The 22,457-nt window shown below is 70.5% G+C and carries 20 protein-coding genes; 10 read left to right on the top strand and 10 right to left on the bottom strand.

Features of this window, described 5'->3' with window-relative positions; all coding sequences use genetic code 11:
- The first annotated feature begins 17 nt into the window (after positions 1 to 17).
- Positions 18 to 1,076, top strand: a complete 1,059-nt coding sequence (locus NL112_RS01060) for an NAD(P)-dependent glycerol-1-phosphate dehydrogenase (protein WP_255150772.1) — start codon at positions 18 to 20, stop codon at positions 1,074 to 1,076.
- Here NL112_RS01060 and NL112_RS01055 read toward each other — a convergent pair.
- The 3 genes from NL112_RS01055 to NL112_RS01045 form a co-directional block, all read right to left on the bottom strand.
- Entirely contained in the window at positions 1,073 to 1,531 is a 459-nt protein-coding gene (locus NL112_RS01055) for an NUDIX hydrolase (protein ID WP_255150771.1), read from the bottom strand. The genes NL112_RS01060 and NL112_RS01055 overlap by 4 nt on opposite strands.
- Positions 1,532 to 1,646: 115 nt before the next feature.
- Positions 1,647 to 2,645 carry a M48 family metallopeptidase gene (locus tag NL112_RS01050; protein ID WP_255150770.1) on the bottom strand — a complete coding sequence of 333 codons (999 nt, stop codon included), beginning with the start codon at positions 2,643 to 2,645 and terminating at the stop codon, positions 1,647 to 1,649.
- Between the two features lie 58 nt (positions 2,646 to 2,703).
- Positions 2,704 to 4,479, bottom strand: coding sequence for a S9 family peptidase (locus NL112_RS01045; RefSeq protein ID WP_255150769.1), 1,776 nt, complete (start codon positions 4,477 to 4,479; stop codon positions 2,704 to 2,706).
- A 72-nt stretch (positions 4,480 to 4,551) separates the two neighbouring features.
- On the opposite strand from NL112_RS01045, the gene NL112_RS01040 reads away from it, so the two are divergent.
- Positions 4,552 to 5,604, top strand: coding sequence for a glycosyltransferase family 4 protein (locus NL112_RS01040; protein WP_255150768.1), 1,053 nt, complete (start codon positions 4,552 to 4,554; stop codon positions 5,602 to 5,604).
- 1 nt (position 5,605) lies between these two features.
- Here the strand turns inward: NL112_RS01040 and NL112_RS01035 are convergent, their stop codons facing one another.
- From NL112_RS01035 to NL112_RS01020, 4 genes are all read right to left on the bottom strand, one after another.
- Positions 5,606 to 6,205, bottom strand: coding sequence for a hypothetical protein (locus tag NL112_RS01035; RefSeq protein ID WP_255150767.1), 600 nt, complete (start codon positions 6,203 to 6,205; stop codon positions 5,606 to 5,608).
- 49 nt (positions 6,206 to 6,254) lie between these two features.
- On the bottom strand, positions 6,255 to 6,869 hold the full coding sequence (locus NL112_RS01030) for a class I SAM-dependent methyltransferase (protein ID WP_255150766.1): 615 nt from the start codon (positions 6,867 to 6,869) through the stop codon (positions 6,255 to 6,257).
- Between the two features lie 86 nt (positions 6,870 to 6,955).
- Complete coding sequence (gene folP / locus NL112_RS01025) at positions 6,956 to 9,376, bottom strand: dihydropteroate synthase (protein WP_255150765.1); 2,421 nt, start codon at positions 9,374 to 9,376, stop codon at positions 6,956 to 6,958.
- A gap of 44 nt (positions 9,377 to 9,420) precedes the next feature.
- Positions 9,421 to 9,684 (bottom strand): DUF8113 family protein, encoded by a 264-nt coding sequence (locus NL112_RS01020; RefSeq protein ID WP_255150764.1) that lies wholly within the window; start codon positions 9,682 to 9,684, stop codon positions 9,421 to 9,423.
- Positions 9,685 to 9,878: 194 nt separating this feature from the next.
- Here NL112_RS01020 and NL112_RS01015 point away from each other — a divergent pair, with 194 nt between their 5' ends.
- Positions 9,879 to 10,712: a methyltransferase domain-containing protein gene (locus NL112_RS01015; RefSeq protein ID WP_255150763.1), complete on the top strand. Its 834-nt coding sequence runs from the start codon at positions 9,879 to 9,881 to the stop codon at positions 10,710 to 10,712.
- Here the strand turns inward: NL112_RS01015 and NL112_RS01010 are convergent, their stop codons facing one another.
- Positions 10,713 to 11,090, bottom strand: a complete 378-nt coding sequence (locus NL112_RS01010) for a DUF6276 family protein (protein WP_255150762.1) — start codon at positions 11,088 to 11,090, stop codon at positions 10,713 to 10,715.
- Between the two features lie 58 nt (positions 11,091 to 11,148).
- Positions 11,149 to 12,399 carry a peptide chain release factor aRF-1 gene (prf1, locus tag NL112_RS01005; RefSeq protein WP_255150761.1) on the bottom strand — a complete coding sequence of 417 codons (1,251 nt, stop codon included), beginning with the start codon at positions 12,397 to 12,399 and terminating at the stop codon, positions 11,149 to 11,151.
- 196 nt (positions 12,400 to 12,595) lie between these two features.
- Here prf1 and NL112_RS01000 point away from each other — a divergent pair, with 196 nt between their 5' ends.
- Positions 12,596 to 13,504 (top strand): MinD/ParA family ATP-binding protein, encoded by a 909-nt coding sequence (locus NL112_RS01000; protein ID WP_255150760.1) that lies wholly within the window; start codon positions 12,596 to 12,598, stop codon positions 13,502 to 13,504.
- 30 nt (positions 13,505 to 13,534) lie between these two features.
- A complete protein-coding gene (locus tag NL112_RS00995) occupies positions 13,535 to 13,687 on the top strand; it encodes a hypothetical protein (protein WP_255150759.1) in 153 nt (50 codons plus the stop codon).
- Between the two features lie 3 nt (positions 13,688 to 13,690).
- Here NL112_RS00995 and argS read toward each other — a convergent pair whose 3' ends face one another.
- The gene (argS, locus tag NL112_RS00990; protein WP_255150758.1) at positions 13,691 to 15,478 is read right to left on the bottom strand and encodes an arginine--tRNA ligase; all 1,788 of its coding nucleotides are present in this window, start codon (positions 15,476 to 15,478) and stop codon (positions 13,691 to 13,693) included.
- Between the two features lie 246 nt (positions 15,479 to 15,724).
- Between argS and NL112_RS00985 the strand changes: the two genes are divergently transcribed.
- The 5 genes from NL112_RS00985 to ribB all read left to right on the top strand — a co-directional run bounded on the left by NL112_RS00985 (position 15,725) and on the right by ribB (position 22,444).
- The gene (locus NL112_RS00985; protein ID WP_255150757.1) at positions 15,725 to 16,720 is read left to right on the top strand and encodes a winged helix-turn-helix domain-containing protein; all 996 of its coding nucleotides are present in this window, start codon (positions 15,725 to 15,727) and stop codon (positions 16,718 to 16,720) included.
- A 289-nt stretch (positions 16,721 to 17,009) separates the two neighbouring features.
- Positions 17,010 to 19,754 carry a right-handed parallel beta-helix repeat-containing protein gene (locus NL112_RS00980; RefSeq protein ID WP_255150756.1) on the top strand — a complete coding sequence of 915 codons (2,745 nt, stop codon included), beginning with the start codon at positions 17,010 to 17,012 and terminating at the stop codon, positions 19,752 to 19,754.
- Between the two features lie 146 nt (positions 19,755 to 19,900).
- A complete protein-coding gene (twy1, locus tag NL112_RS00975) occupies positions 19,901 to 20,872 on the top strand; it encodes a 4-demethylwyosine synthase TYW1 (protein WP_255150755.1) in 972 nt (323 codons plus the stop codon).
- Positions 20,873 to 21,099: 227 nt separating this feature from the next.
- Positions 21,100 to 21,798: a CTP-dependent riboflavin kinase gene (locus tag NL112_RS00970; RefSeq protein ID WP_255150754.1), complete on the top strand. Its 699-nt coding sequence runs from the start codon at positions 21,100 to 21,102 to the stop codon at positions 21,796 to 21,798.
- The gene (gene ribB / locus NL112_RS00965) at positions 21,782 to 22,444 is read left to right on the top strand and encodes a 3,4-dihydroxy-2-butanone-4-phosphate synthase (protein WP_255150753.1); all 663 of its coding nucleotides are present in this window, start codon (positions 21,782 to 21,784) and stop codon (positions 22,442 to 22,444) included. The genes NL112_RS00970 and ribB overlap by 17 nt, the downstream gene beginning before the upstream one ends.
- Positions 22,445 to 22,457 lie beyond the last annotated feature (13 nt).

Below are 22,457 nucleotides of genomic sequence, written 5' to 3'. Positions count from 1 at the left end.
CGGGTCGACTCGGGGGTATGTTCGAGAAGTCGACGTGGATTCGGCTCCCCCGGAACGTCGTCGTGGGCCACGGCGTCCTGGACCGGACCGTCGAGGCCGTCTCCGAGTTGTACCTCGACGGCCGACCACTCCTGGTCACCTCGCCGACGCCGAACGACATCGCGGGCGACCGGCTCCGCGCCCAGTTCCGCGAGGCGGGTCAGGAGCCGGTCACCGAAGTCGTCGAGGAGGCGAAGTTCGAGACGGTCGAGCGCGTCGTCGACACCGTCGAACGCGAGGACGCGGGCTTCCTCGTCGGCCTGGGCGGCGGCAAGGCCATCGACATCGCGAAGATGGCCGCCGACACGACCGACCGGGGGTTCGTGAGCGTCCCCACCGCCGCCTCCCACGACGGCATCGTCTCCGGGCGGGGCTCCGTCCCGGAGGGCGACACCCGCCACTCGGTCGCCGCGGACCCGCCGCTGGCGGTGGTCGCGGACACCGAACTCGTCGCGGACGCCCCCTGGGAGCTGACGACCGCGGGCTGTGCGGACATCATCTCCAACTACACCGCGGTCAAGGACTGGCAACTCGCCAACCGGCTGAAAAACGTCGAGTACAGCGAGTACGCCGGTGCCTTATCGCAGATGACCGCCGAGATGCTCGTCGACCGCGCCGACTCCATCAAGCGCGGCCTCGAGGAGTCGGCGTGGGTCGTCATCAAGGCGCTCGTCTCCTCGGGCGTGGCGATGTCGATTGCGGGCTCCTCGCGGCCCGCCTCCGGCGCGGAACACCTCATATCCCACCAACTCGACCGCATCGCGCCCGACGCCGCGCTCCACGGTCACCAGGTCGGCGTCGCCAGCGTCGTCACCGAGTATCTCCACTCCGGCCAGCAGGGGCAGTGGCGCAACGTCCGCGACGCGCTGGAGAGCATCGACGCGCCGACGACGGCCGCGGAACTCGGCATCGACGACGAGCAGTTCGTCGAGGCGGCGACGACTGCCCACGAGATACGCGACCGCTACACCATCCTGGGCGACGGGCTCAGCCACGAGGCCGCGCTGGAGGCGGCGACGGTCACCGGCGTCATCTAAAACGGGTCGGCGGGCGGGTCCTCGCGCCACTGCGCCGGCGGCCGGACCGACCCCGCCTCGGGCCGGGCCTCGAACAGCGCGTGAAGCTGGTACAACTGGTCGTCCGTCTCGCAGTTGACACAGACGATGGAGACGCGCTCCAGCGAGTCGACGAGCGGCACCACGCCCGTCTCCTCCTCGACGAGCGAGACGGCGGTGTCGACGAGCGGCTGGCTCGTCCCCACCGACCCCCCGGGGTCGGCCCACCCCTCGCCGTCGGGCACCACCAGCGCCCGGCCGTCGTCGTCGCGGACCCGGACCGCCACCTGTGCGACCACGTCGCGGTCCTCGGCGGCGCGCTCGAACTCCGCGGGGTCGACGCTCACCGTCGTCTGGCGGACGTCGAACCCGTCGTAGGCGTCCTGCAGTTGCGCGAGCCGCGCGGTCACGCGCGCTCTCGACGGTCCCGCTGACATGTCTATCTCCAGAAGTGGCCGTGGGATAAACGTACCACATCGTTCACGCCGCTCTCGGACCGAGAATCGCCATACTGCGGTGTGTCACGCGGCGTTTATATGTCGGGATGACACCTCAGTTTCGGCTGGAGTTTCGGACCGCCGACGTGACCGTCTCCGGCAGGTCGGCGAGGCGTGCACGGCGGTCGGCCAGCGGCGGGTGCGGCGAGAACAGCCGGCGGAGGCGGCCGCTCGGTCCCGGCCCGGTCAGCCGGCGAAGTCCACGCGCGAGTGCCGCGGGGTCGGTACGCTCGGCGGCGTACCGGTCGGCCGCGAGTTCCGTGTAGCGCATCAGCCGGAAGACGGCGAGCGAGTACGGGACGGCGAGCAGACAGCCCGCGAGGAACGCGCCGGGGACGCCCTCGGCGGTAGCCGCGAGCCACGGCAGGACGAAGACGGCGACCGCGCCGAGTCGGACGGCGACGTGGTTGTGCCGGTGGTGGCCCACCTCGTGGGCGACGACGGCGCGCAACTCGGCGGGCGGGAGCCGCGCGAGCAGGCCCTCGGTGACGAACACGGCCCGCAGACCGGGCACCAGCCCGGCCGCGAGCGCGTTGGGCCGACCGCTGGACAGCACCCGGACCGGCACGTCGACCTCGCCGATGCGGGCGCGTTCGGCGGGCGTCGGCCGGCGAGCGGGCACGAGTCGCCCTACCAGCAGGGGCGTGCCGGCCGCCAACAGCGCGCCGACCGCGGCGACGCCGGCGACGAGCCACCAGCCGTCGGGCGCGAGCGGGGCCGCCGACAGCGCGGCCAGCGCCGGCCCGACGACCAGCGCGTAGCCGCGGGCCACTCGCCGGAGCGGGAGCCCGCTCGCCGTGCCGGCCGCCAGCACCGCCGCGGGCACCGGCATCGCGTAGACGGAAAGCGTCGCCAGCGTCGTCGCGACCTCCCCCTCGGCGGGGAGCGCGACCGCGATGGCGCCGACGGTCCCGGCCAGCGCCGCGGTCAGTGCGGTCCCGACACCGGCGGCCAGGACGGCCGCGAGCGGCGACACCCGACCACGGCCGGCTCGCGCGCCGAGGAACGCCAGCGGTGCGGGGAGCACGACGGCGACGTACGGGAGCAGGGACACGCCCGTACGTACGACGGGCGCCGTTGTCAACCTTCAGGCCTCAGACGTGCTTCGGCCTTCAGACGTGCTCGTCGAGGAACTCGACGATGCGCGTGTACGCCTCGATTCGGTTCTCCAGCTTCGAGATGCCGTGGCCCTCGTCCTCGAAGACGAGTTTCTCGACGGGGACGTGCTCGCTCGCTTCCTCGGCAATCTGCTCGGCCTCGCCGACGGGGACGCGGGGGTCGTTGGCGCCGTGGAGGACGAACAGGGGCGCGCGGATGCGGTGGGCGCGGTTCAGCGGCGAGATGGACTCGAGGAACTCCCGGTCCTCCTCGAGGGAGCCGTACTCCGCTTCCCGAAGGGAGCGGCGCCACGACCCCGTGTTCTCGAGGAACGTGACGAACGAGGCGATGCCGACGACGTCGACGCCAGCGGCCCACAGTGTCGGGTACTCGGTGAGGCAGGCGAGACAGACGAACCCGCCGTAGGAGCCACCCATCACGGCGATGCGGTCGGGGTCGACGGCGGGGTGGTCGTGGAGCCACTCGACGCCGTAGCGGACGTCCTCGACGGCGTCCATCCGCTTCTCGACGTCGTCGAGGTGGGTGTACGCCTTGCCGTAGCCGGTCGACCCGCGGACGTTCGGTTCGAAGAACGCGTAGCCGCTGGCGACGAAGTACTGCTTCAGCGCCGAGAACGAGGGCCGGCGCTGGCTCTCTGGGCCGCCGTGGACGTCGACGACGACGGGGACCTCGCCGTCGGCGTCCTCGGGGAGCGTGAGGAACGCGGGTATCTCGCGGCCGTCGAACGTGCCGTAGCGCACGAGGTCGCTGTCGACGAACGACTCGCGGGGGATGCCCGCGGTGGCGGCGTGGGTCCAGCGGGTGTCTTCCCCGCTCGATACGTCGACGACGTGGACGTTCGCGTTGTGCGTGTCGCCCGTCGCGGTGACGGCGAACCGCTCGCCGTCGGGGCCGAAGGAGACGCCGCCCGCCACGCCCTCCGGGAGCGCGGGCGTCGGGAACTCGTCGAGGCCACCGTCGAGAGCGGCGGCCGTCAACTCGGTGTAGCCGTCGACGTTGCGCGAGTAGACGAGTCGCCCCGACTCCTCGTCGACGGCGACGCCGTCGATGTTCCAGTCGGGGTCCTCGCGGACGGTCTCGAGGCTCCCGTCGAGCGAGAGCCGCGCGAGATACAGCAAATCGCGGCCCTCGTCGGTGACCAGATACAGGTCGCCGTCGGGCCCCCACGAGAGGCTCTGGTAGCGGACGGTGCCGTCGTGGGGCGTGAGGTGGGTCCGCTCGCCCGTCTCCACGTCCAGCGCGTACACGTCGTGGTCGAAACTGGAGTGAGCCCGGTGGAGCGCGAGCGTCGAGTCGTCGGGCGACCATCCGGCGACGGAGTACCAGCCGTCGGTCTCGTGGATGCGGGTGGCGTCCTCGCCCGTCTCCTCGCGGCCCTGCACGTACACGTCGAACGCCGACTCGTCGCGGCGGTTCGCGGCGAACGCGAACCGGTCGCCCGTCGAGTCCCAGCCGCCCCACCGGTGTTTCGCGCCGGGCCGCTGGGTCCAGTTCGTCACCGTCCCGTCGGCGTCGAGGCGGAACAGCTGGATGCGCTCGTTGCCGCCCTCGTCGGTGCCGAACGCGAGTTCCTCCCGCTCGGGCGCGTACGAGCAGAACGTCACCCGCTCGTCGAAGAAGGTGCGCTGTTCGGGCCACGCGCCCGGCGCGTCGAGCGTCCACACCTGCGGCGTCCCGGTCGTGTCCATGAGGAAGGCGAGCGTCCCCGACGGCGAGAGCGACGCCGAGTGGGCGCTCCGGACGTTGAGATACCGCTCGATGTCGGCCATGCCGGCACCAGGGTCGGGGAGACGTTAACCGTTCCCCGTCGGGTTTTTGAGGCCCCCCTGCGCCGTGCCTGTATGCGCGTCGCCGTCGTCGCCAGCGAGACGACACAGCTGTCGGACCGGCAGGGCGTCGCCCGGACGGTGGCGCTCGCGGAGGCGCTCGCGGCCCGCGGCCACGAGGTGCGCGTGTTCTGCACCCAGTGGTGGGACGGCTACGACACCGTCCGCGCGGAGGACGGCGTCACCTACCACGCCGTCACCGTCGCGCCCGCCCGCACCTCCTTCGTCGCTCGCGTCGGCGCGCTCGTCGCCCGCTTCCGCCCCGACGCCGTCCACGCGACGCCCGCACCGCCGGGCGGGGTGTTGTCCGCGCGACTCGGCGCGTCGCTTGCCCGTGCCCCGCTCGTGGTCGACTGGTACGGCGACGAGCCGCTCGACGACTCGCGGACCCGCGACGCCGCCGCCCGCGTCCCCGACCGGGTGCTGTGCCCCTCCGAGTTCGTCGAGTCGCGGGTGTGGGAGCAAGGCGTCCCCGAGGACGCGACCCAGGTGCTTCCGGAGTTCGTCGACTTCGATGTCGTCCGTGCGACCGACCCCGTCGCGGACCCGCCGGAGGTGGTGTTCGCGCGCCGCCTCGACGACGACTGCAACCTCGAGTCCCTGCTGTTGGCGCTCGCGGAGCTTCGCGACCGGGACTGGACGGCCGCCGTCGTCGGCGACGGCCCCGAACGCGAGGCATACGAACAGCAGGCCGCCGACCTCCGCATCGACGACCGGGTCGAGTTCCACGGCTCGCTCGACCGCGAACGGCGGATTGCGCTGTACCGGGGCGCCCACGTGTTCGTCCACACGGCGCTTCGCGAGCAGTTCGCCAGCGAACTGCTGTGGGGGCTCGCCTGCGGCTGTGTCGGCATCGTCGAGTATCAGGCGGAGTCGGCGGCTCACGAACTCGTCGAGCGCCGCGAGCGGGGGTTCCGGGTGACGACGCCCGAGGAGATAGCCGACGCCATCGTCGAGGCGGGGGAACTCGGCCGCCGAAGCGTCGACGAGACGATGACGGAGTACGGCCGCGAGCAGGTGCTCGGCGACCTGCTCGACTGCTACCGGTCGCTCGGCGCGGGCGGGTAGCTCAGCCCGCTTCCGCGGTTCGCTCGGAGACGAAGAAGAACTCGTAGTCCGCCTCGTCGTCGGCCGGGTCGAGCCCGACCGCGACGCCGTACGTGCCGGCCGGGGTCTCCGGTTCGGCGAGCGCCTCGTGTCCGCCCGCGCCGTAGATGTCGGAGACGGTCGACCCGTCCGCGCGGGTCGCCGTGGCGTCGGTGACGACGACGGCGTGGCCGTCGGTCGACGCGGGCGCGGTGAACGGGCCGAGCGTCCGGGCGCCGTCGGCCGATAGCTCGACGGTCGTGGACTCTGTGCGGTGACACTCCCCGCGCGGCGTCGGGAGCGGCGTCAGCGAGGGCTGGTACGGCCCGGTGAACGCCTCCGGGTAGCAGGGGCCGAGGTCGTCGGGGTGCTCCACGAACACCACCCGCAGGGTCACCGTCACCGACTCGACGCCGTCCGGGAGCGTGCCCGTTCGGAGGTCGTATTCGACGGGCGTCCCTTCGGGTGTCGGAGTGGGGGAGGGCGTCGGGGACTGGTCGGGCGACGAGACGCCGGGGCCGACGGTACAGCCGGCGAGCAGGAGGGTCGCCACTGCGAGGAGGGCGGGGACCGAGCGTCGCATGATCGGGCGTCGGGCGGCCGACGGTAAATGTCTTCTACCGGTCGGGCGACTACTCGCCCTCGGCCGTCACCCGGACGAACAGGAAGTCGCCGCCGAGTTCGTCGTTGACGAGTTCCTCGCGCTCGACGGTGAACCCGGCGTCCCGGAGGAGGTCGCGGTTCCGCTCCGGGCCGTAGAACGACCAGAACATCTCGGTGCCGGTGTCGAGCCAGTCGGGGTTGCGCCCCTCCCAGGCGTCGCTCCCGACGACCACCAGCGCCTCCCCACCCGGCCGGAGGACGCGGTTGAACTCCGCGAACACGTCGCCGTGTCGCTCGCGGGGGACGTGGATGACCGCGAACAGCGACGCCAGCCCGTCGAACGCGCCCGCCGAGAAGGGGAGGTCGGTCAAATCGCCCGCCACCGGCGCGGCCGCGGGGACGTTCTCGCGCAGGTGGCCCAACTGCTCGGCCGAGAGGTCCATACCGACGACGTCGTGGCGCTCCGCGAGGACGGCGCTCGCGGGGACGCCCCCGCCACAGCCGGCATCGAGCACCCGACCCTCGGGCAAGTCGGCGGCGAACGCGCGTACGAGGTCGGTGCCGCGGCCGTCGAGCGTCCGCTGGGCGGCGTAGTCGTCCGCGATGGCGTCGTAACCGTCGCGGACCGTGCGCTTCTCGTCCATCGTCGGCACCGACGCGGGGGCCGTGAAAAGCTCTTGTGTGGCCCCGACAGCCGGTGACAAGGGGCGTCCGCGATGCCGGACCGACGTCAGGCGCCGTCGGGGTCGTCGGCCGCCTCCGCCACCCGGACGGCGGCGACGTTCTCCGCGACGTCGTGGACGCGGAGGACGTCCGCCCCGCGGTCGGCGGCGACGGCGCTGGCCCCGACCGTCGCGTGGAGGCGGTCGTCGGCGTCGTACCCCAGGAGGTCGAACAGCGACTTGTGGGAGTGGCCCACCAGGACGGGACAGCCGAGCGCGTGGAACTCGTCGATGCGGCCCAGCAGTTCGAAGTTCTCGCGCTTGGTCTTCCCGAAGCCGATGCCGGGGTCGACGAGTATCTGCGAGCGGTCCAGCCCCGCCTTCTCCGCGAGGAGGACGCGCTCGACCAGCGCGTCGATGGTGTCCTCGACCACGTCGTCGTACTCGACGGCCGTGGCGGGGTCGACCGGCGTCTCGATGGAGTGCATCACGACGACGGGCACGTCGTGCTCGGCGGCGACCAGCCGCATCTCGGGGTCCTCCAGCCCCGACACGTCGTTGAGGACGTCCGCACCGGCTTCGAGCGCGGCGCGGGCCACCTCCGCCTTCCGGGTGTCGACGGAGACGAGCGCGTCGAGGTCGCGCAGGCGCTCGACGACCGGCACCACGCGCTCCGTCTCCGCTTCGACGGGCACCGGGTCGGCGCCGGGCCGGGTCGACTCGCCGCCCACGTCGACGATGTCGGCGCCGTCCGCGACCATCCGCTCGGCGCGGGCGACGGCGTCCTCGACGGCGTCGTACTCGCCACCGTCGTGAAACGAGTCGGGCGTGACGTTGAGGATGCCCATGACCGCGGTGCCCTCCTCCCATGGGTAGCCGTGGGTCTCGGGGTCGGTCCGGATGTCAAGCGTCTCGCGCAGGCGCTCGCCCAGCGGCTCCAGGCCGTACGGCTGGCCCGCCAGTGTCTCGGTCAGCCGCTTGAACTGGGCGAGGGTGCCCATCAGCACGATATCGACGAGTTCCCGGTCCTGGTCGGAGAGCCCGGAGGTGGCACACTCGCCGCCCTCCGCGAGCATCTCCTGTTTGAGATAGCGGGCCTGCCGGGGCTGGACGCGGGTCCGGAGGACGCGGTGGACGCCCTTGCCGCGCATCCGCCAGACGCCCGCGTCGGTCACGTCGGCGTCCTCGAGGACGGCCTCGGCGGTGTCGAGACCCGGGACGCGTTTCGGCACGTCGACGGCAGTCCAGCGCCGGCGCGCCTCCGCGACGACGAACAGCGACCCCGCGACGACGACGGCGTCGTCCGGGCCGGCGGCCTCGAGCGCGTCCGCGAGCGCGTCCGCGACGTTGCCCGCCGCGCGAACGTCGTCGGCACGTGCCTCGAACGACTCCGCGAGCACCGCCGGCCGTTCGGCGCGGTCGAAGTCCGGCCGGCAGGTGTAGACGGTCGCCGCCTCGGGGAGCGCCGCGGCCATCCCCGCGTGGTCCTTGTCGGCCATCGCGCCGAAGACGAGATGGAGGTCGTCGTAGTCGAACTCCGCGAGCGCGTCCGCGAGGCCGGCACACCCCCCGGGGTTGTGCGCCCCGTCGAGGACGACCAGCGGGTCGCGGTCGAACACCTCGAATCGGCCGGGCCAGTGGGCGTTCCGGAGACCCCGCGCGAGGTCGGCGTCGGAGACGTCCGCGACCTGTCGGGCCAGCGCCGCCGCGACGCCCGCGTTGCGCGCCTGGTGGGCACCGAGCAGTGGGAGCCGCGTCTCGACCGCCCAGTCGTCGGCCGACAGCGACACCGCCCCCTCCAGTCCCTCGCGGCCACCGTACTCGACCTGGAGGTCGCCGTCCTCGCCGACGCGATACACGTCATCGACCGACGATTCGATGGCGTCGAGCGCCTCCCCGGTTGCGGCGGTGACGAGCGGGCGGTCCGCGGCGACGTGGGCCATGTCGCGGGCGATGTCGGCCTCGGTGTCGCCCAGCAGGTCCGCGTGTTCGATGGTGACGGAGGTGATAGCGCCCGCCGCCGGGTCGACCGCGGAGGTGGCGTCGTGGCGGCCGCCGATGCCCACCTCGAGGACGGCGACGTCCACCTCCTGACGGGCGAACTCCCACAGCGCCATCCCCGTCACGGTCTCGAAGAACGTCGGCGACTCGTCGGCGGCCGCGCGGTCGGTGACGTACCCGTCGACCGTCTCGACGAACTCGCAGACGGCGGATTTGGGCATCTTCCGGCCGTTGACGCGGACCCGCTCGCGCACGTCGTCCAGATGCGGGGAGGTGAACAGCCCCACGTCGAGGCCGGCCTCCCGGAGGACGCGCTCGAGCATCCGCGCGGTCGACCCCTTCCCGTTCGAGCCCGCTATCTGGACACAGCGGAACTCCTCGTCGGGGGAGTCGAGCGCGTCGAGGAGGTGGCGGGTGTGCTCGACGCCCGTCCGCGGGGAGTAGCGGCGGAGGTCGAACAGCCAGCTCGCCGCCTCGTGATACTGCATACTCCGAGAACACCCCGGCGCGCGCTTATCGTTGTCGGAACTCGCTACTGTTCCTCGAACCCGCTGGCGTGTTCGGCCAGCTGGACGGCGTCGGTCGCCACCTGCGAGACGGGAACGTCCGTCCGGTCGGCCAGCCAGCGCATGTGGGTGGCGATGAGTTCGAGCTGTGCCTCGACGGCGTCGTCGGTGTGGCCGGTGTTCGCGCACAGCTCCGGCCCGCCGTCGGCGTTGACGAGCGTCGCGCTCGGGTGATCGGCGTCGGCGTCGTACAGCAACTGGATGCCCTCGGCGTGGGGATGGTCGGCCATACCCGGCGTTCCGGGGGGAGGGGGAAAAGCGCCCGGACTCGTCGACACCGAAACGGTTATGCGCGACCGTCGTCGAAGCGTGGATGTGATTCTCCGGACGCACCGGTGGTAGCCATGCAACTGTCCACGGTGCGGCATCGGCACAGGAACGTCCTCTTCGGGCAGGAACCGGACGAGCGAGGGGGTGGCGAGACGTGATTCCGCTCACACTCGATACCCTGCCGGATCACTCCGAGTGGGCGCGGCACCTCCTCGACCCTGTCGGCGACCCGCCCGAGGACCCCGAGGCGTACACCGATGTCGAGACGTACGAGGCGATGTACGGCGGCATCCTCGCGGAACACCGCGAACGCGGAGCCGACCCGGAGACGACGATTCGCCGGGTGTACGCGGCCGGCCGTGACGACCCCGGCGCGGTGTCGGTCCGGGAACGGCTGTTTCTCGCCAGCCCCGACGAGTTGCTCGCGCTCGACCGGTACGCGCTCCGTGCGGCGCTCGCGGGCGTGTCGGCCGACCCCGACACGGTCGTCGACCTCGGCTGTGGCTACGGCGCGGCGCTGGGCTCCCTCGCGGCGGCGTTCCCCGACGCGGCGGTGGTCGGTGGCGAGTACGCCACCAGCGGCGTCGACCTCGCCCGGGCGCTCCACGCGGACGAGGAACGGGTCACCGTCCACGAGTTCGACTTCCACGGCGACTGGACGCTCCTCGACGGCGTGGACGACGCGCTGGTGTTCACCCGGGGTGCCGTGACGACGCTCCCGGACGTCGACGAGGTGGTCGACCGGTTCGCGGCGCTGGCCGCGGCGGGCGACGTGGTCGGCGGCGTCCACCTCGAACCGGTCGACGCCCACCCGGAGACGACGCTCGGACTGCTCCGTCGCCACTACGCCCGCATCCGCGGCTACGGCGGCGAACTGCTGGCGGCGCTCGAAGCACGGGACGCAATCGAGGTGACGAGCGTCGAGTACGACGCCGTGGGTGCGAACCCGCTCCACCCCCACACGCTGGTCCGGTGGCGGCCCGCCTGACTACAGCAACTGCTCCAGTTGGTGGCGGCGCCGCTCCACGTCGAAGTGGAGGCGGACGTTCCCTTGCGAGCGGAGGCGGTCCACGAGCAACAGGGGGTCGACGCCCTCCTGTTCGGCGGCCGTGACCAGCCCCTCGATGTTCGCGCGGTTGAGCGCCAGCGAGTCCAACATGCCGAGCGCGAGCGCCATCGCCGCGCCGCCGGTCCCCTCGGGGAACTCGTCGGAGACCCGCGAGAAGTCGGGGTCGCCGCCCGACTCAGCGGGTTCGAGCGCGAGACACCGGGTGCAGGTGGCGGCGTGGTCGTGGTCGACGTACTCGCGGAGCGACTCGGGGACGGCGTAGGTGACCATCGGGCCACCGCAGTGGGGACAGTCCATACTCGCGGGTCGACGCGGGCGGGGAAGGGCGCTTCGGATTCGCCGAGAAACAGGGTCGTTACACTCCGGTCGAGTACCGCAGGATGCCGGCGACGCCGCCGAACGCGGTCAGCAGTTGCTCGCCTTTCTCGAAGTCGGTGGAGATGAACTTCGCCTCCGTGCCGCGTTGCTCGGCGATGTCGATGAGGTGGTCGATGACGTCCTCGCGCTCGGCCTCTTCGGCCGAGACGGTCGCCCCGCACTCCGTGCAGTCGTGCTCGGGCGTGTTCTTCCGGCGGTCGACGACCTCGCGCTCCTCGTGGCCGTTCTCGCACTCGTAGGTGACGACGTCGCTCCGCAGGTCCTCCGAGAGCAGCAGGCGGTCGACGGAGCCCATCACGAGGTTCTGGCGGGTCTGCTCGAACCCGTAGGTGGCCTTCTCGCCGTCGTGGAGCTCCTTGAAGAACTCCTCCATCTGCTGTTTGTCCTTCATCACCTCCGTCTCGGCGAGCACGTCCTCGGCGGCGTCGACGAGGTCGTAGAGGCCGGACTCGTCGGTGTAGGAGACGTCGAACTTGCCGAGCACGAGGTCCTGGAGTTCGTGGTGGAGGTAGTCGCCGTCGAGGAACTCGTCTTTCGTCGGCGAGGGGCCGCCCACGAGGATGCCGTCGAGTTCGTGGCGCTCCGGGACGAACAGGTCGTCGGCCATCTCCGCGACCTCCTGGTAGAAGTTGTCGATGGCCTCGAGCCGCAGGCGCGCGAACCGCTGTGCGGACTGGCCACCTTTCCGCTGTTTGCCCGGCACGAGCGAGGAGGCGGACTTGACGGGTTCGACCCGCTTGCCCTTCAGCCAGCCGACGTTGGCCTCGCGGCGGTCGAGGACGATGAGCCCGAACAGGCCCTTGTCCGCGAGCATGTGCTCCAGCGGTTCGGTGAGGAACGCCGAGTCGCAGTGGTAGCGGAACGACTCGACGGGGTCCGGCGGCGACTCCAGCACCTTCGTCACCATGTCGGTCTGGCCGCCGCCGGCGTCGATGGCGCCCGAAAAGAGGACCATCCCGTTCTCCGGCGGCGTCTTGTAGTACTTCAGGCGGTCCTTCAGCGACGTGAGCGCGTCCTGGACGGCGGTGCGGGTCTGCTTCGACTTGATGTTCGACGCCTCGGAGTGCTCCTGGGTGATGTGGGCGGCGACGTCCGATATCTGTCGGTCCTCCGGGACGTAGATGCTGACCAGTTGCGTTCCTGATCCCGAGTACTCCTGTAGCTCCTCGATGACGCGTCGGAACTCGTACTTCTGTTTGTCCGACTGTTCGTCCTGCTGTTGACTCATTGGCGGGGCTAAGCCTATGGGAGGTAAGTAAGTGTTGACCGCGTGAGCGTCGGTGTCACTCCGCCCTGAGGCTCCCCGACCGCGGCCGAACGTGGCGACGACGTCCCGGAGACGGGGTCGAACCGCCCGAAATACCGGGGTTCGACGCCGGTTATCGACGGGGGATTTTTACGTTCGTTCCCCCACAGCATCGGACATGGAGGTACTCGGGGTCGTCGGCGCCGCCGACACGGGGACGACGACCACGGCCGTCGATCTCGCGGCCGCGCTCCGGCGTGAGGGCCATCACGCGGCCATCCTCGACGCCACCGGCGACGCCGCCGAGTGGTTCGACGTGACGACGGACGCGACCCTCGCCGCGGCGGTCCGGGGCGACGCCAGCGTCTCCGGGGCGACGGCGACGGTTCGGCTCCCGCACGGCGACGTCGACGACGCGCTCGAGGCGTACATCGACGCACAGCGGCGCGACGAGACTGCGTTCCGGTCGGGAGGGGACGACCTCGACCCCGGCGAGGCGGAACCGGGTGAGCTTCCGGTGGTGGTCGGCGGCGAGCGGTCGGCGTTCGGCGACGCCGACGCGGAGTCGCTGTCGGACGTCCGTGGCGACCTCGCGTTCGCCTACGACTATCTCATCGCCGACGCGGGGACGCTCGGCTCCGCCGTCGCGGCGTTTCTCGACGGCGTCCTCGCGGTGACCGACACCCGCGACGAGGCGGTGGAGACGGGCCGGCAGGGAATCGCGGCCTGCCGCGAGGAGGGGCTCGGCGTCGTCGGCGCGGTGCTCAACCGCGCCCCGGAACACGCCGACGTGACGGCGTTCGCCGACCAACTCGGCGTCGACGTGCTCGCGGTCGTCCCGGACGACGACCGGCCCCCGGCCGTGGAGCCCGTTGCGTTTACCGCGCCGGAGATGCCCGCCGCGCTCGCGTACGGGCGACTCGCCGACGCGGTCCGCGACTGGGAGTCGGACGGCGCCGACGACCACTGGAAACAGCAGGCCGTGGCGGCCGACGGCGACGGCGGCGACGCGCCGGCCGACGCGCATGCGGACGAGGAAGCGGACGACGGCGGCGTACTCGGGCGCCTCGCTGATCGCTTTCGCTAACGTTTAACCGCCGCGGAGCAACCCACCGGTATGAGCAACGCAGAGACGGACTCGTCAGTACCGCTCTCGTGGATCGTCGTCTTCCTGCTTCTGGTTCTGGGCCTCGGAGCGGCCGTCATCGTCGCCGTCGGCGGGGGCCTCGTCGCCGGTGGTGCCGGCGTCCTCACGCCGCTTCTCGGCTGAGCGTCACATCGAGTTCGGCGCCTCGACGCCGAGGATGTCCAGCGCGTTGGCGATGGTGTGGCGCGCGGCCGCCACCAGCGCCACCCGTGCCTGCCGAAGTTCGGGGTCGTCGGCCGCGAGGACGGGACACTCGCGGTAGAACGCGTTGAACATCTCCGCGAACTCGCGGGTGTAGGTGGCGACGCGGTGGGGTTCGAGTTCGTCGGCGGCCGACTCGACGACGCCGGGGAACCGCGCGATGACCCGCAGGAGGTCCCGCTCCTCGGGCGCATCGAGGAGGGAGACGTCGACGCCCTCGGGCACCGCGCCGGCCTCGTCTGCTCGCGGCTCGCCGCCGCTTGCGGGTTCCGAGCCGCTCCGCGCCTCGTCCAGGATGCCACAGCACCGCGCGTGGACGTACTGGACGTACGGTGCCGACTGCGCTTCGAAATCGAGCGCACGAGACCACTCGAAGGTGATGGCCTTCGTCGGCTGTTTCGAGACGATGTCGTAGCGGACGGCGCCGATGCCGACCTGGTGGGCGATGCGCTCGACGTCCTCGTCGGTCAGGTCGTCGTCGCGGATGCGGTCGTCGAGCCGGGTCTCGACCTCCTCGCGGGCGCGAGCGATGGCCTCGTCGAGCAGGTCGTCGAGGTCCACGCCCGTCCCCGCGCGGGTCGACATCTTCCCCTCGGGGAGGTTGACGTACGAGTAGATGACGCTCTCCAGTTGGCTCGTGTCGTTGCCGAGCAGGTCCAGCGCCTCCCGTAGTTGCCCGGCCTGCAGTTTGTGGTCCTCGCCGAGGACGGTGACGGCCCGGTCGTAGTTGTCGAACTTCCACTCGTGGTGGGCCAAATCGCGGGTAGTGTAGAGGCTCGTCCCGTCCGACCGCAGGAAGACGAGGTTCTTCTCGAAGTTCGGGAGGTCGAGTTGCCACGCGTCCTCCTCGTAGACGGCCTCGTCGAGGTCTTTCAGCCGCGAGACGACGTCGTCCGTGGAGCCGTCGCGCATGAACCGCGTCTCCTTGACGAACTCGTCGAACGCCGCGGGGAGACGCGCGAGACACTCCGTCATCCCCGCGAGCACCTGGTCGACCACCTCGCCCACGCGCTCGTACGTCTCCTCGTCGCCGGCTTCGAGCCCCTGCATTATCGACTCGATTTCGGCCTCCGCGGCCTCGACGGCCGACGGTTCCGCGTTCTCCAGGAACTCGTTGCCCTTCCGGTAGTAGCGCACGAGGTCGTACTCGATGCGGTCCCGCTCCGGTTCGGGGAGGTCCTCCTCCTCGAACGTCTCGTAGGCCCACGTGAACACGGCCATCTGCCGGCCGGCGTCGTTGACGTAGTAGTGGCGCTCCACGTCGTTGCCGGCGTACTCCAGTACGTTCGCCACCGCGTCCCCGAGGATTGGGTTGCGCGCCCGGCCGACGTGGACCGGCCCCGTCGGGTTGGCCGAGGTGTGTTCGACGACGACCGATTCACCCGTCGGGTCGAGGCGGCCGGCGTCCTCGCGGACGGACAGCGCCGCGCCGAAGTACGCCTCGCCGGGGTGGAAGTTGACGTACGGCCCCTGCGCGTCGGCGCGGGCGACGTACTCGTACTCCGAGAGGTCGAGTGCGTCGGCGAGTTCGGCGGCAACCTGTGGCGGCGGCGCGCCCGCCTCCGAGGCGAGGCGGTACGCGGCCGAGGAAGCAAGCACCGCGTCGACCCCTTCGGGGGGCTGTTCGATGCCGAGGTCGTCGGTCGGATAGCCGGCCGCCTCGAGGGCGTCGCGGAGGGCGGCCTCGACGTCCGCCCGGAACTGGAGGTACATGGGTCCGGGTTCGAACCCGTCGGTAAAGGGGTTTCTGAAGCCGGGCGTCTCACCCCCATCCGCGGGCGGAGGGTACTCCGCCCGACCTATCAGCCCCGAATACTTAAGCCGCCTCGCCGCACTGCATGGTGCACGCGTCGGGGTGGGGGGTCCGAGTCGGTCAGGAGCGGTCTGGCAGTGAGGTGATGGTCCACATCTCGGCGGTGAACGCGACCCAGAGGAGGCTCGAATGGAGGCCGACCGCCGATGACCGACCCAGACGATAGAGACGGCAGACCGGCCGACAGCGACGCACTCAAGGAGCCGTTCGACCCGCGGACCGTCTCGCCTGACGACGCGTTCCGCGTCCTGGGGAACCGGACGCGCCTGTCCATCCTACGGGCCCTCTGGAACACCGACGAGGAGCCGCTACCGTTCGCCGAACTCGAGCGCGAGACCGCCGTCGAAACGGACAACTTCGCGTACCACCTCGACCAACTCGTCGGCCACTTCGTCCGGCGGTCCGACGACGGCTACGCCCTGCGCTACGCGGGCGAGACCGTGATGCGGTCGATCGTCGCCGGACTGTTCTCCGAGGGGGCGTCGCTCGACTGGCTGGCGGTCGACTCCGGCTGTCCCTACTGCGACGGGTCGATCGAGATGCGCTACCACGACGACCAGTTGACCGTCCGGTGTACGTCGTGTGGCGGCGTCGTCGGGAACGACGAGTATCCCCCCGGCACGTTCATGAGCTACGGCGTCCCGCCGGCGGGGCTGGTCGGTAGATCGCCCTCGGCGGTGCTGGAGTCGGCCCACGTGCTCTACGATTCGAAGATTACGCCCATGATGAACGGCGTCTGCCCGGAGTGTGCCGCGACGGTCGACCACTCGATCCGAATCTGTGACTCCCATTCCGTCGGCGAGGACGGCCTCTGTTCGTCGTGTGATACCCGCTTTTCGGTCTGGGTCGACTACGCCTGCGAACTGTGTGCCTACCGGCGGTCGTCGCCGCCGTGGTTCAGTCTCCTGACCGAGGCGTCCGTCATCGCGTTCTACCACGAGCACAGCGACTTCGACCGCAGCGTCCCGTTCAGCAAGCTGACGCGACGGAACGCGCCGTACGTCAGGTCCATCTCGCAGTCGGTCGTCTCGCGGGAACCGCTCCGTATCCGGATCGAGTTCCCGCTCGAGACTGCGGTACTCCGCGTGACGATCGACGAGACACTCGAGATACGGTCGGTCGAGCGCGTCGACCCGGCGTAACGCATCGCGCGCGGTTCGGTCGGCGCCAGTCGTTCCGGGTGCGGCGTGTTACTCGGACGCCCCGGAATGGAGCGGGCCCCCGTCGTGATTCCAGCCCAGTGGAGTCGTACCCGACGAGTTACCATAATTCCGTAGAGTTCATCTTTTTGATTTGACCCCGGGAACCCCCACTCAGCCCAATGACTGGAGCGTTCAAGCGTCGCCACGGGGTGGTGTCACCGCGGTCCCGCGTCCACCGGACCGGGAGTCCTTCGGATGCAACGGTCCCTCGATTCACGAGGGCAGTCGAATGACGGACCGACGTCTCCGGCTCCTCACTGCCGTCGCCTCAGCGACCGTCTTGTTGCTCTCGGTTTTGGTCGTGGCGACGCTCGTTCCGTCCGCGCTCGCGGAAACCGCCACGGCGCCCGAGGATATCGACTCGTGTGTGCAGATCAACCAGTCCGGCACGTATCAGCTGACCGGCGACGTCCGGCCGACGCACGCCGACAACCTGACCGACGACGCCTGCATCGTCGTGAACAGCAGCGACGTGACCATCGACGGCGCGGGCAACACCCTGGACGGGTCCGGTGTCGACGGAATCCACGGCATCGAGGTCGTCAACACGACCGACGCTACATCCAGCTCCGACCCGGCCGATCAGCTCGATAGGGTCGAGATTCGGAACGTCGAGTTCGCTGACTGGGCAGGGCCGGTCGCGTTCCGGGGGGTCAACGATTCGGTGGTGACGAACGTGGTGGTGCGGGAGACCGGGAACGGCGCCGACGTCTACCACGAGTACGGGAACGGCTCCACGATCTCCGACGTGACGGCCACGACGGGTATCGACGACATCGTCGTCGCAGTTGTTCGCGTGGACGACGCTACCATCTCGGGCGTGACTATCGAACGGACCACGGGAAAGCGAGGTGCGATTTCCGCGTCGTACAGTCCGGACGTGGTCGTCGACAACGTGACCGTCGACGACAGAAGCAACTCCGAGGAGGGACGCGACTTCGGAAGCCCCGCGGCCATCAAGGTCCGGGACTCCCCCCGGGCAGTCGTCAGGGACACCACGGTCGTCGGCGTCGACATGCAGGGAATCAGGCTCACGCACGACAGCGCGGGTCCGGGGAATCCGAACGCGCTCGTCGCGCGAAACGACGTCACCAACGCGACCGACGAGGGGATCGTCGCCCGGCGGTCGGACGGGGGAACGATACGCGACAACGCCCTCATCACCACTGACGGCGTGCTGCTCGACGGCTCCACGAACGTCGGCCTGACCGACAACCTGGTGCGCACCGATTCGTTCGTTCAGTCGGGGATCGAACTGCTGGACACCACCGGGACGACGATTTCCCGAAACCACGTCGATGGCCCCGTGACCGGAATCTATCTCCCCGAGGTAGACCCCGCGCGTCTCGAACATAACCGCGTGTCCAACACGTCGTGGGCAATCGACGTCGAGGGCACGTCGAGCGACACGTACGACGGCTTCCCCATCCGGAACGTCACCATCGAGGGCGGCGACATCCGGCTTCAGAAGTACCACAACGTCTCGATCTCGAACGCCACCGTGACGGACGGGCGGATCAGGGTGGGGTCCCATCTCGGCGACCACCGGAACGTCAGCGTCGTGGACACCGAGATCACCGACGGTCACGAGGGACCGTCACTCCGGGTCGAGGGAGCCCGGGACGTCCGAATCGAGAACGTCACCGCGACCGACGGGCTCGATCAGGCCCTCCGTATTCTGGACTCCAGTCACGTGACCGTCACCGGATTTGCCGCCACGGGGCAGACCGACTCCGGCGAGGAATCCACCGTCCGACTCGTCTGGCTCACCGAGGTCGACAACGCCTCGATCAGCGGACTGAACGTCTCGAACAACCCCGTGGACGGTGACGACGCCAGTAGCTTCCTCGACGGACGCGTCGTGGCCCTCGACGTGCGCCACACGAGGGATTCACGATTCCACGACGTCGACGCCCTGAACAACACTCACGGGGGCGCGGCGGCAATCAGGGTTCGTGGCGACTCGGCGAACGTCACGCTCGACGAGGTCCGGGTGTCGGCCGCCGAGAGCGGGGCTGTCGAAATCCAGGACGGGCCGACCGATGTGACCGCCGAGGCGGTCACGATCGGCGCGAACGGCCCCGCGAACGCCACGCTCTCGTTCGCCGCGAGTGCCGTCGTCGTCAGTTCGGTGGCTTCGCCGCCGGCCAACCCCGACGCCACCGCGGTCGGCCGCTACTTCGACGCGACGAACCTGACGAGCGACGCGTTCCTGAACGTCTCCCTGGCGTACGGCGGCACCGACGCGTCGGGTGTCGACGAGTCGACGCTGTCGCTCTGGGAGCACGACGGCCAGTCGTGGACCGAACTCCAGGGGTCGAGCGTCGACACGGGCGCGCGGACCATCAGCGCCAACGTCACGGAGTTCTCGACGTTCGGCGGGTTCGGGCAGGCGGCGCCGTCTCCGGACCCGGCCAACTTCGCGGTCACCATCGACGACACGAGTTCGCCCGTCACCGAGGGCGAGACCCTGACCGTCACGACGACGGTGGAGAACACCGGCGACGAGCAGGCAACACAGACCGTCTCGCTGTCGGTCGACGACATCGAGCGGGACAGCCAGTCGGTGACGCTCGATGGCGGGGGTTCGACCGTCGTGACGCTCGAGTGGACCACGTCCGATGGCGACGCCGGAACGTACGGCACACAGGTCGCGTCCGCGGACGACGCGGCTACCACCAGCGTCGAGGTCCGCAGTTCGGGTGGCGGCTCGTCGAGTCCGTCGCCGACGCCTCAGTCCCCCACGAAAACGGCCACGCCGTCTCCCAGCCCGCCCCCGTCCCCGACGGTCACAGCGTCGCCGGCGCCCCCGTCTCTCACGAAAACGGCCACGCCGTCTCCCAGTCCGACCCCGACGGTGACCGGCACCATCACGCCGGTGGTGACGCGGACCGAGGTGCCCGGCTTCGGCGTGGGTGTGGCGGTCGTCGCGCTACTGGTGGGCGCACTCATCGCGGCGCGCCGCCGGCCGTAACCCCACCTCGCCGTCCGTCTCGCGCCGTGTGGACTACGGCCGGCGGTCGATGACGTAGCCGGTTGGAGGAGTCCAGTCGCATGGACCGTCGAACGACGCCCCACGTGAGCGACGGGTTTACGCGCCCCCGCCCACTGGCACACGACATGAGCGATTCGGGGCCCAAGCAGGTAGACGACCCGGACTACCACAGCGTCAACCACACCGCGGCCCAGACGTGTGGCTGGACGTCCAGCGCGGTGCGCGGCGAGGGTCGGTGTTACAAGAACCACTTCTACGGCATCCAGTCGCACCGCTGTATCCAGATGACGCCGGTCGTCAAATGCAACGAGCGGTGCGTGTTCTGCTGGCGCGACCACGCGGGCCACGCGTACGAACTCGACGGCGTCGAGTGGGACGACCCCGAGGCGGTCGTCGACGCGTCAATCGACCTCCAGCGGAAACTCCTCTCCGGGTTCGGCGGCAACGACGAGGTGCCCCGCGAGGTGTTCGACGAGGCGATGGAGCCGCGCCACGTCGCCATCTCGCTGGACGGCGAACCGACCCTCTACCCGTATCTGCCGGAACTCATCGAGGCGTTCCACGACCGCGGGCTGACGACGTTCCTCGTGTCGAACGGCACCCGACCCGAGGTGCTCGCGGAGTGTGACCCGACGCAGTTGTACGTCTCCGTCGACGCCGCCGACCGGGCGACGTTCGACGACACCGTCGGCGCCGTCGAGGACGGCGCGTGGGAGAGCCTCATCGACACGCTCGACGTGCTCGCCGACAAGGAGGAGACGCGGACGGTCATCCGCACGACGCTCGTGAAGGGGGTCAACATGCACACGCCGGCGTGGTACGCGGCGATGTGCCAGCGCGCGGACGTGGACTTCGTCGAGATGAAGGCGTACATGCACGTCGGCCACTCCCGCGGACGACTGGACCGCTCGTCGATGCCCGACCACGAGGAAGTGGCGGCGTTCACCCGCGACGTGAGCGAGTTCCTCCCCGAGTTCGACCACTACCGTGAGGTCGAGGAGTCGCGGGTCGCACTGCTCGCACGCGAGGAAGACACCTGGGTGCCGAAACTGAAGGGCGGAAGCGAGTTCTGGAGCGCGGAGCCCTACTCGGCGTAGACGCCGACCGTCCGGACGCTCCGAGGGCGGGACGACGCGTGAACCTCGTTCGACCGGCGCGACGCTTCCCCGACCGGGCGGCCGTCCGCGTCGCCGTGACCGACGGCTTCATGTCGGGTCGGTCCCGACGTGGAACTCCCGACGGTTCCCGCCTCGCACGCCATCTCATTTTTGAGAAGCTTTCCACGTTCGTTACGCTTAAACCGACGAGTTCCGTAGCCCGTGGTATGCAAGAACAGGTGGCGTCGGTCGGTCCCGACGAACTGGCGACTCTCAAGCATCTCGCGCTGGAGGGGGCCGCCGACGCGCCGACGACCGTGACGTGTGCGGCGCTCGCGGAGCGACTCGACGCCTCGAACCAGACTGCCTCCCGCCGGCTCCAGCGACTGGAGGACGCCGGCACCGTCGAGCGGGAGATGGTCGGCGACGGCCAGCGGGTCACCATCACCGACGCCGGCCGCCGGACGCTACGCCGCGAGTACGAGGCCTACCGACGCATCTTCGAGGGCGTCGCGGAGGTGGCGCTTCACGGCACCGTCACCAGCGGGATGGGCGAGGGGCGCCACTACATCTCGCTTCCGGGCTACATGGAGCAGTTCCGCGAGCGGCTCGGTTACGAGCCGTTCGCGGGGACGCTGAACGTCGACCTCGACGCCGAGAGCGTGGAGGCGCGCGCCCGGATGGACGCGATGGACCCCGTCCGCATCGACGGCTGGGAAGGTGACGACCGGACGTACGGCCCGGCGTTCTGCTGGCCCGCCGCTGTCCTCGTCGACGGGGAGACGTACGAGGAGGCCCACGTCATCGCGCCCGAGCGCACCCACCACGACGCCGACCAACTGGAGGTCATCGCGCCCGAGAAGCTCCGGGACGTGCTCGGCCTCGACGACGGGATGGAGGTGACCGTCCGTGTCGAGGAGCAGTGAACTGACCGCCGTGGACGCGGCCATCGAGGCGTTCGCCCGCGGCGAGCCAGTCCTGGTCCACGACGCCGCCGACCGCGAGGGCGAGACGGACCTCGTCTACCCCGCGGCGGCGGTCGACAGCGACGACGTCTGCCGGATGCGCAACGACGCCGGCGGGCTGGTCTGTGTCGCGCTCTCGGATGCGGTCGCCGAGGCGTGGGGCCTCCCCTTCGTGCAGGAGACCATCGACCACCCGGCCGCGGCCGACCACGACCTCGACTACGACGAACGGTCGTCGTTCTCGCTGACGGTCAACCACCGCGACACCCGGACCGGCATCCCGGACGACGACCGCGCGCTCACCATCTCGCGGCTGGGCGACCTCGCGGCCGCTCCCGACCGCGCGCAGTTCGCCGACGAGTTCCGCGCCCCGGGCCACGTCCACCTCCTTCGGGCCGCGCCGGGCCTGCTCGCGGACCGCGAGGGCCACACGGAACTCGGCGTCGCGCTCGCGGCGGCCGCCGACCGCGCGCCTGCCGTCGTCGTCTGTGAGATGCTCGACGACGAGACGGGCGGGGCGCTGTCGCCCGCCGACGCCCGCGCGTACGCCGACCGTCACGACCTCGTGTACGTCGAGGGTGCGGACCTGCTGGCGCGCCTCGGCTGATTTCTCCTCCGGC

Origin of the sequence: Halorarius halobius (assembly GCF_024298865.1) — an archaeon.
In the GTDB taxonomy this organism is placed as follows: domain Archaea; phylum Halobacteriota; class Halobacteria; order Halobacteriales; family Haloarculaceae; genus Halorarius; species Halorarius halobius.
Note: the sequence above shows the minus strand (reverse complement) of the source record. Positions and strands in the feature narration are given on the sequence as shown.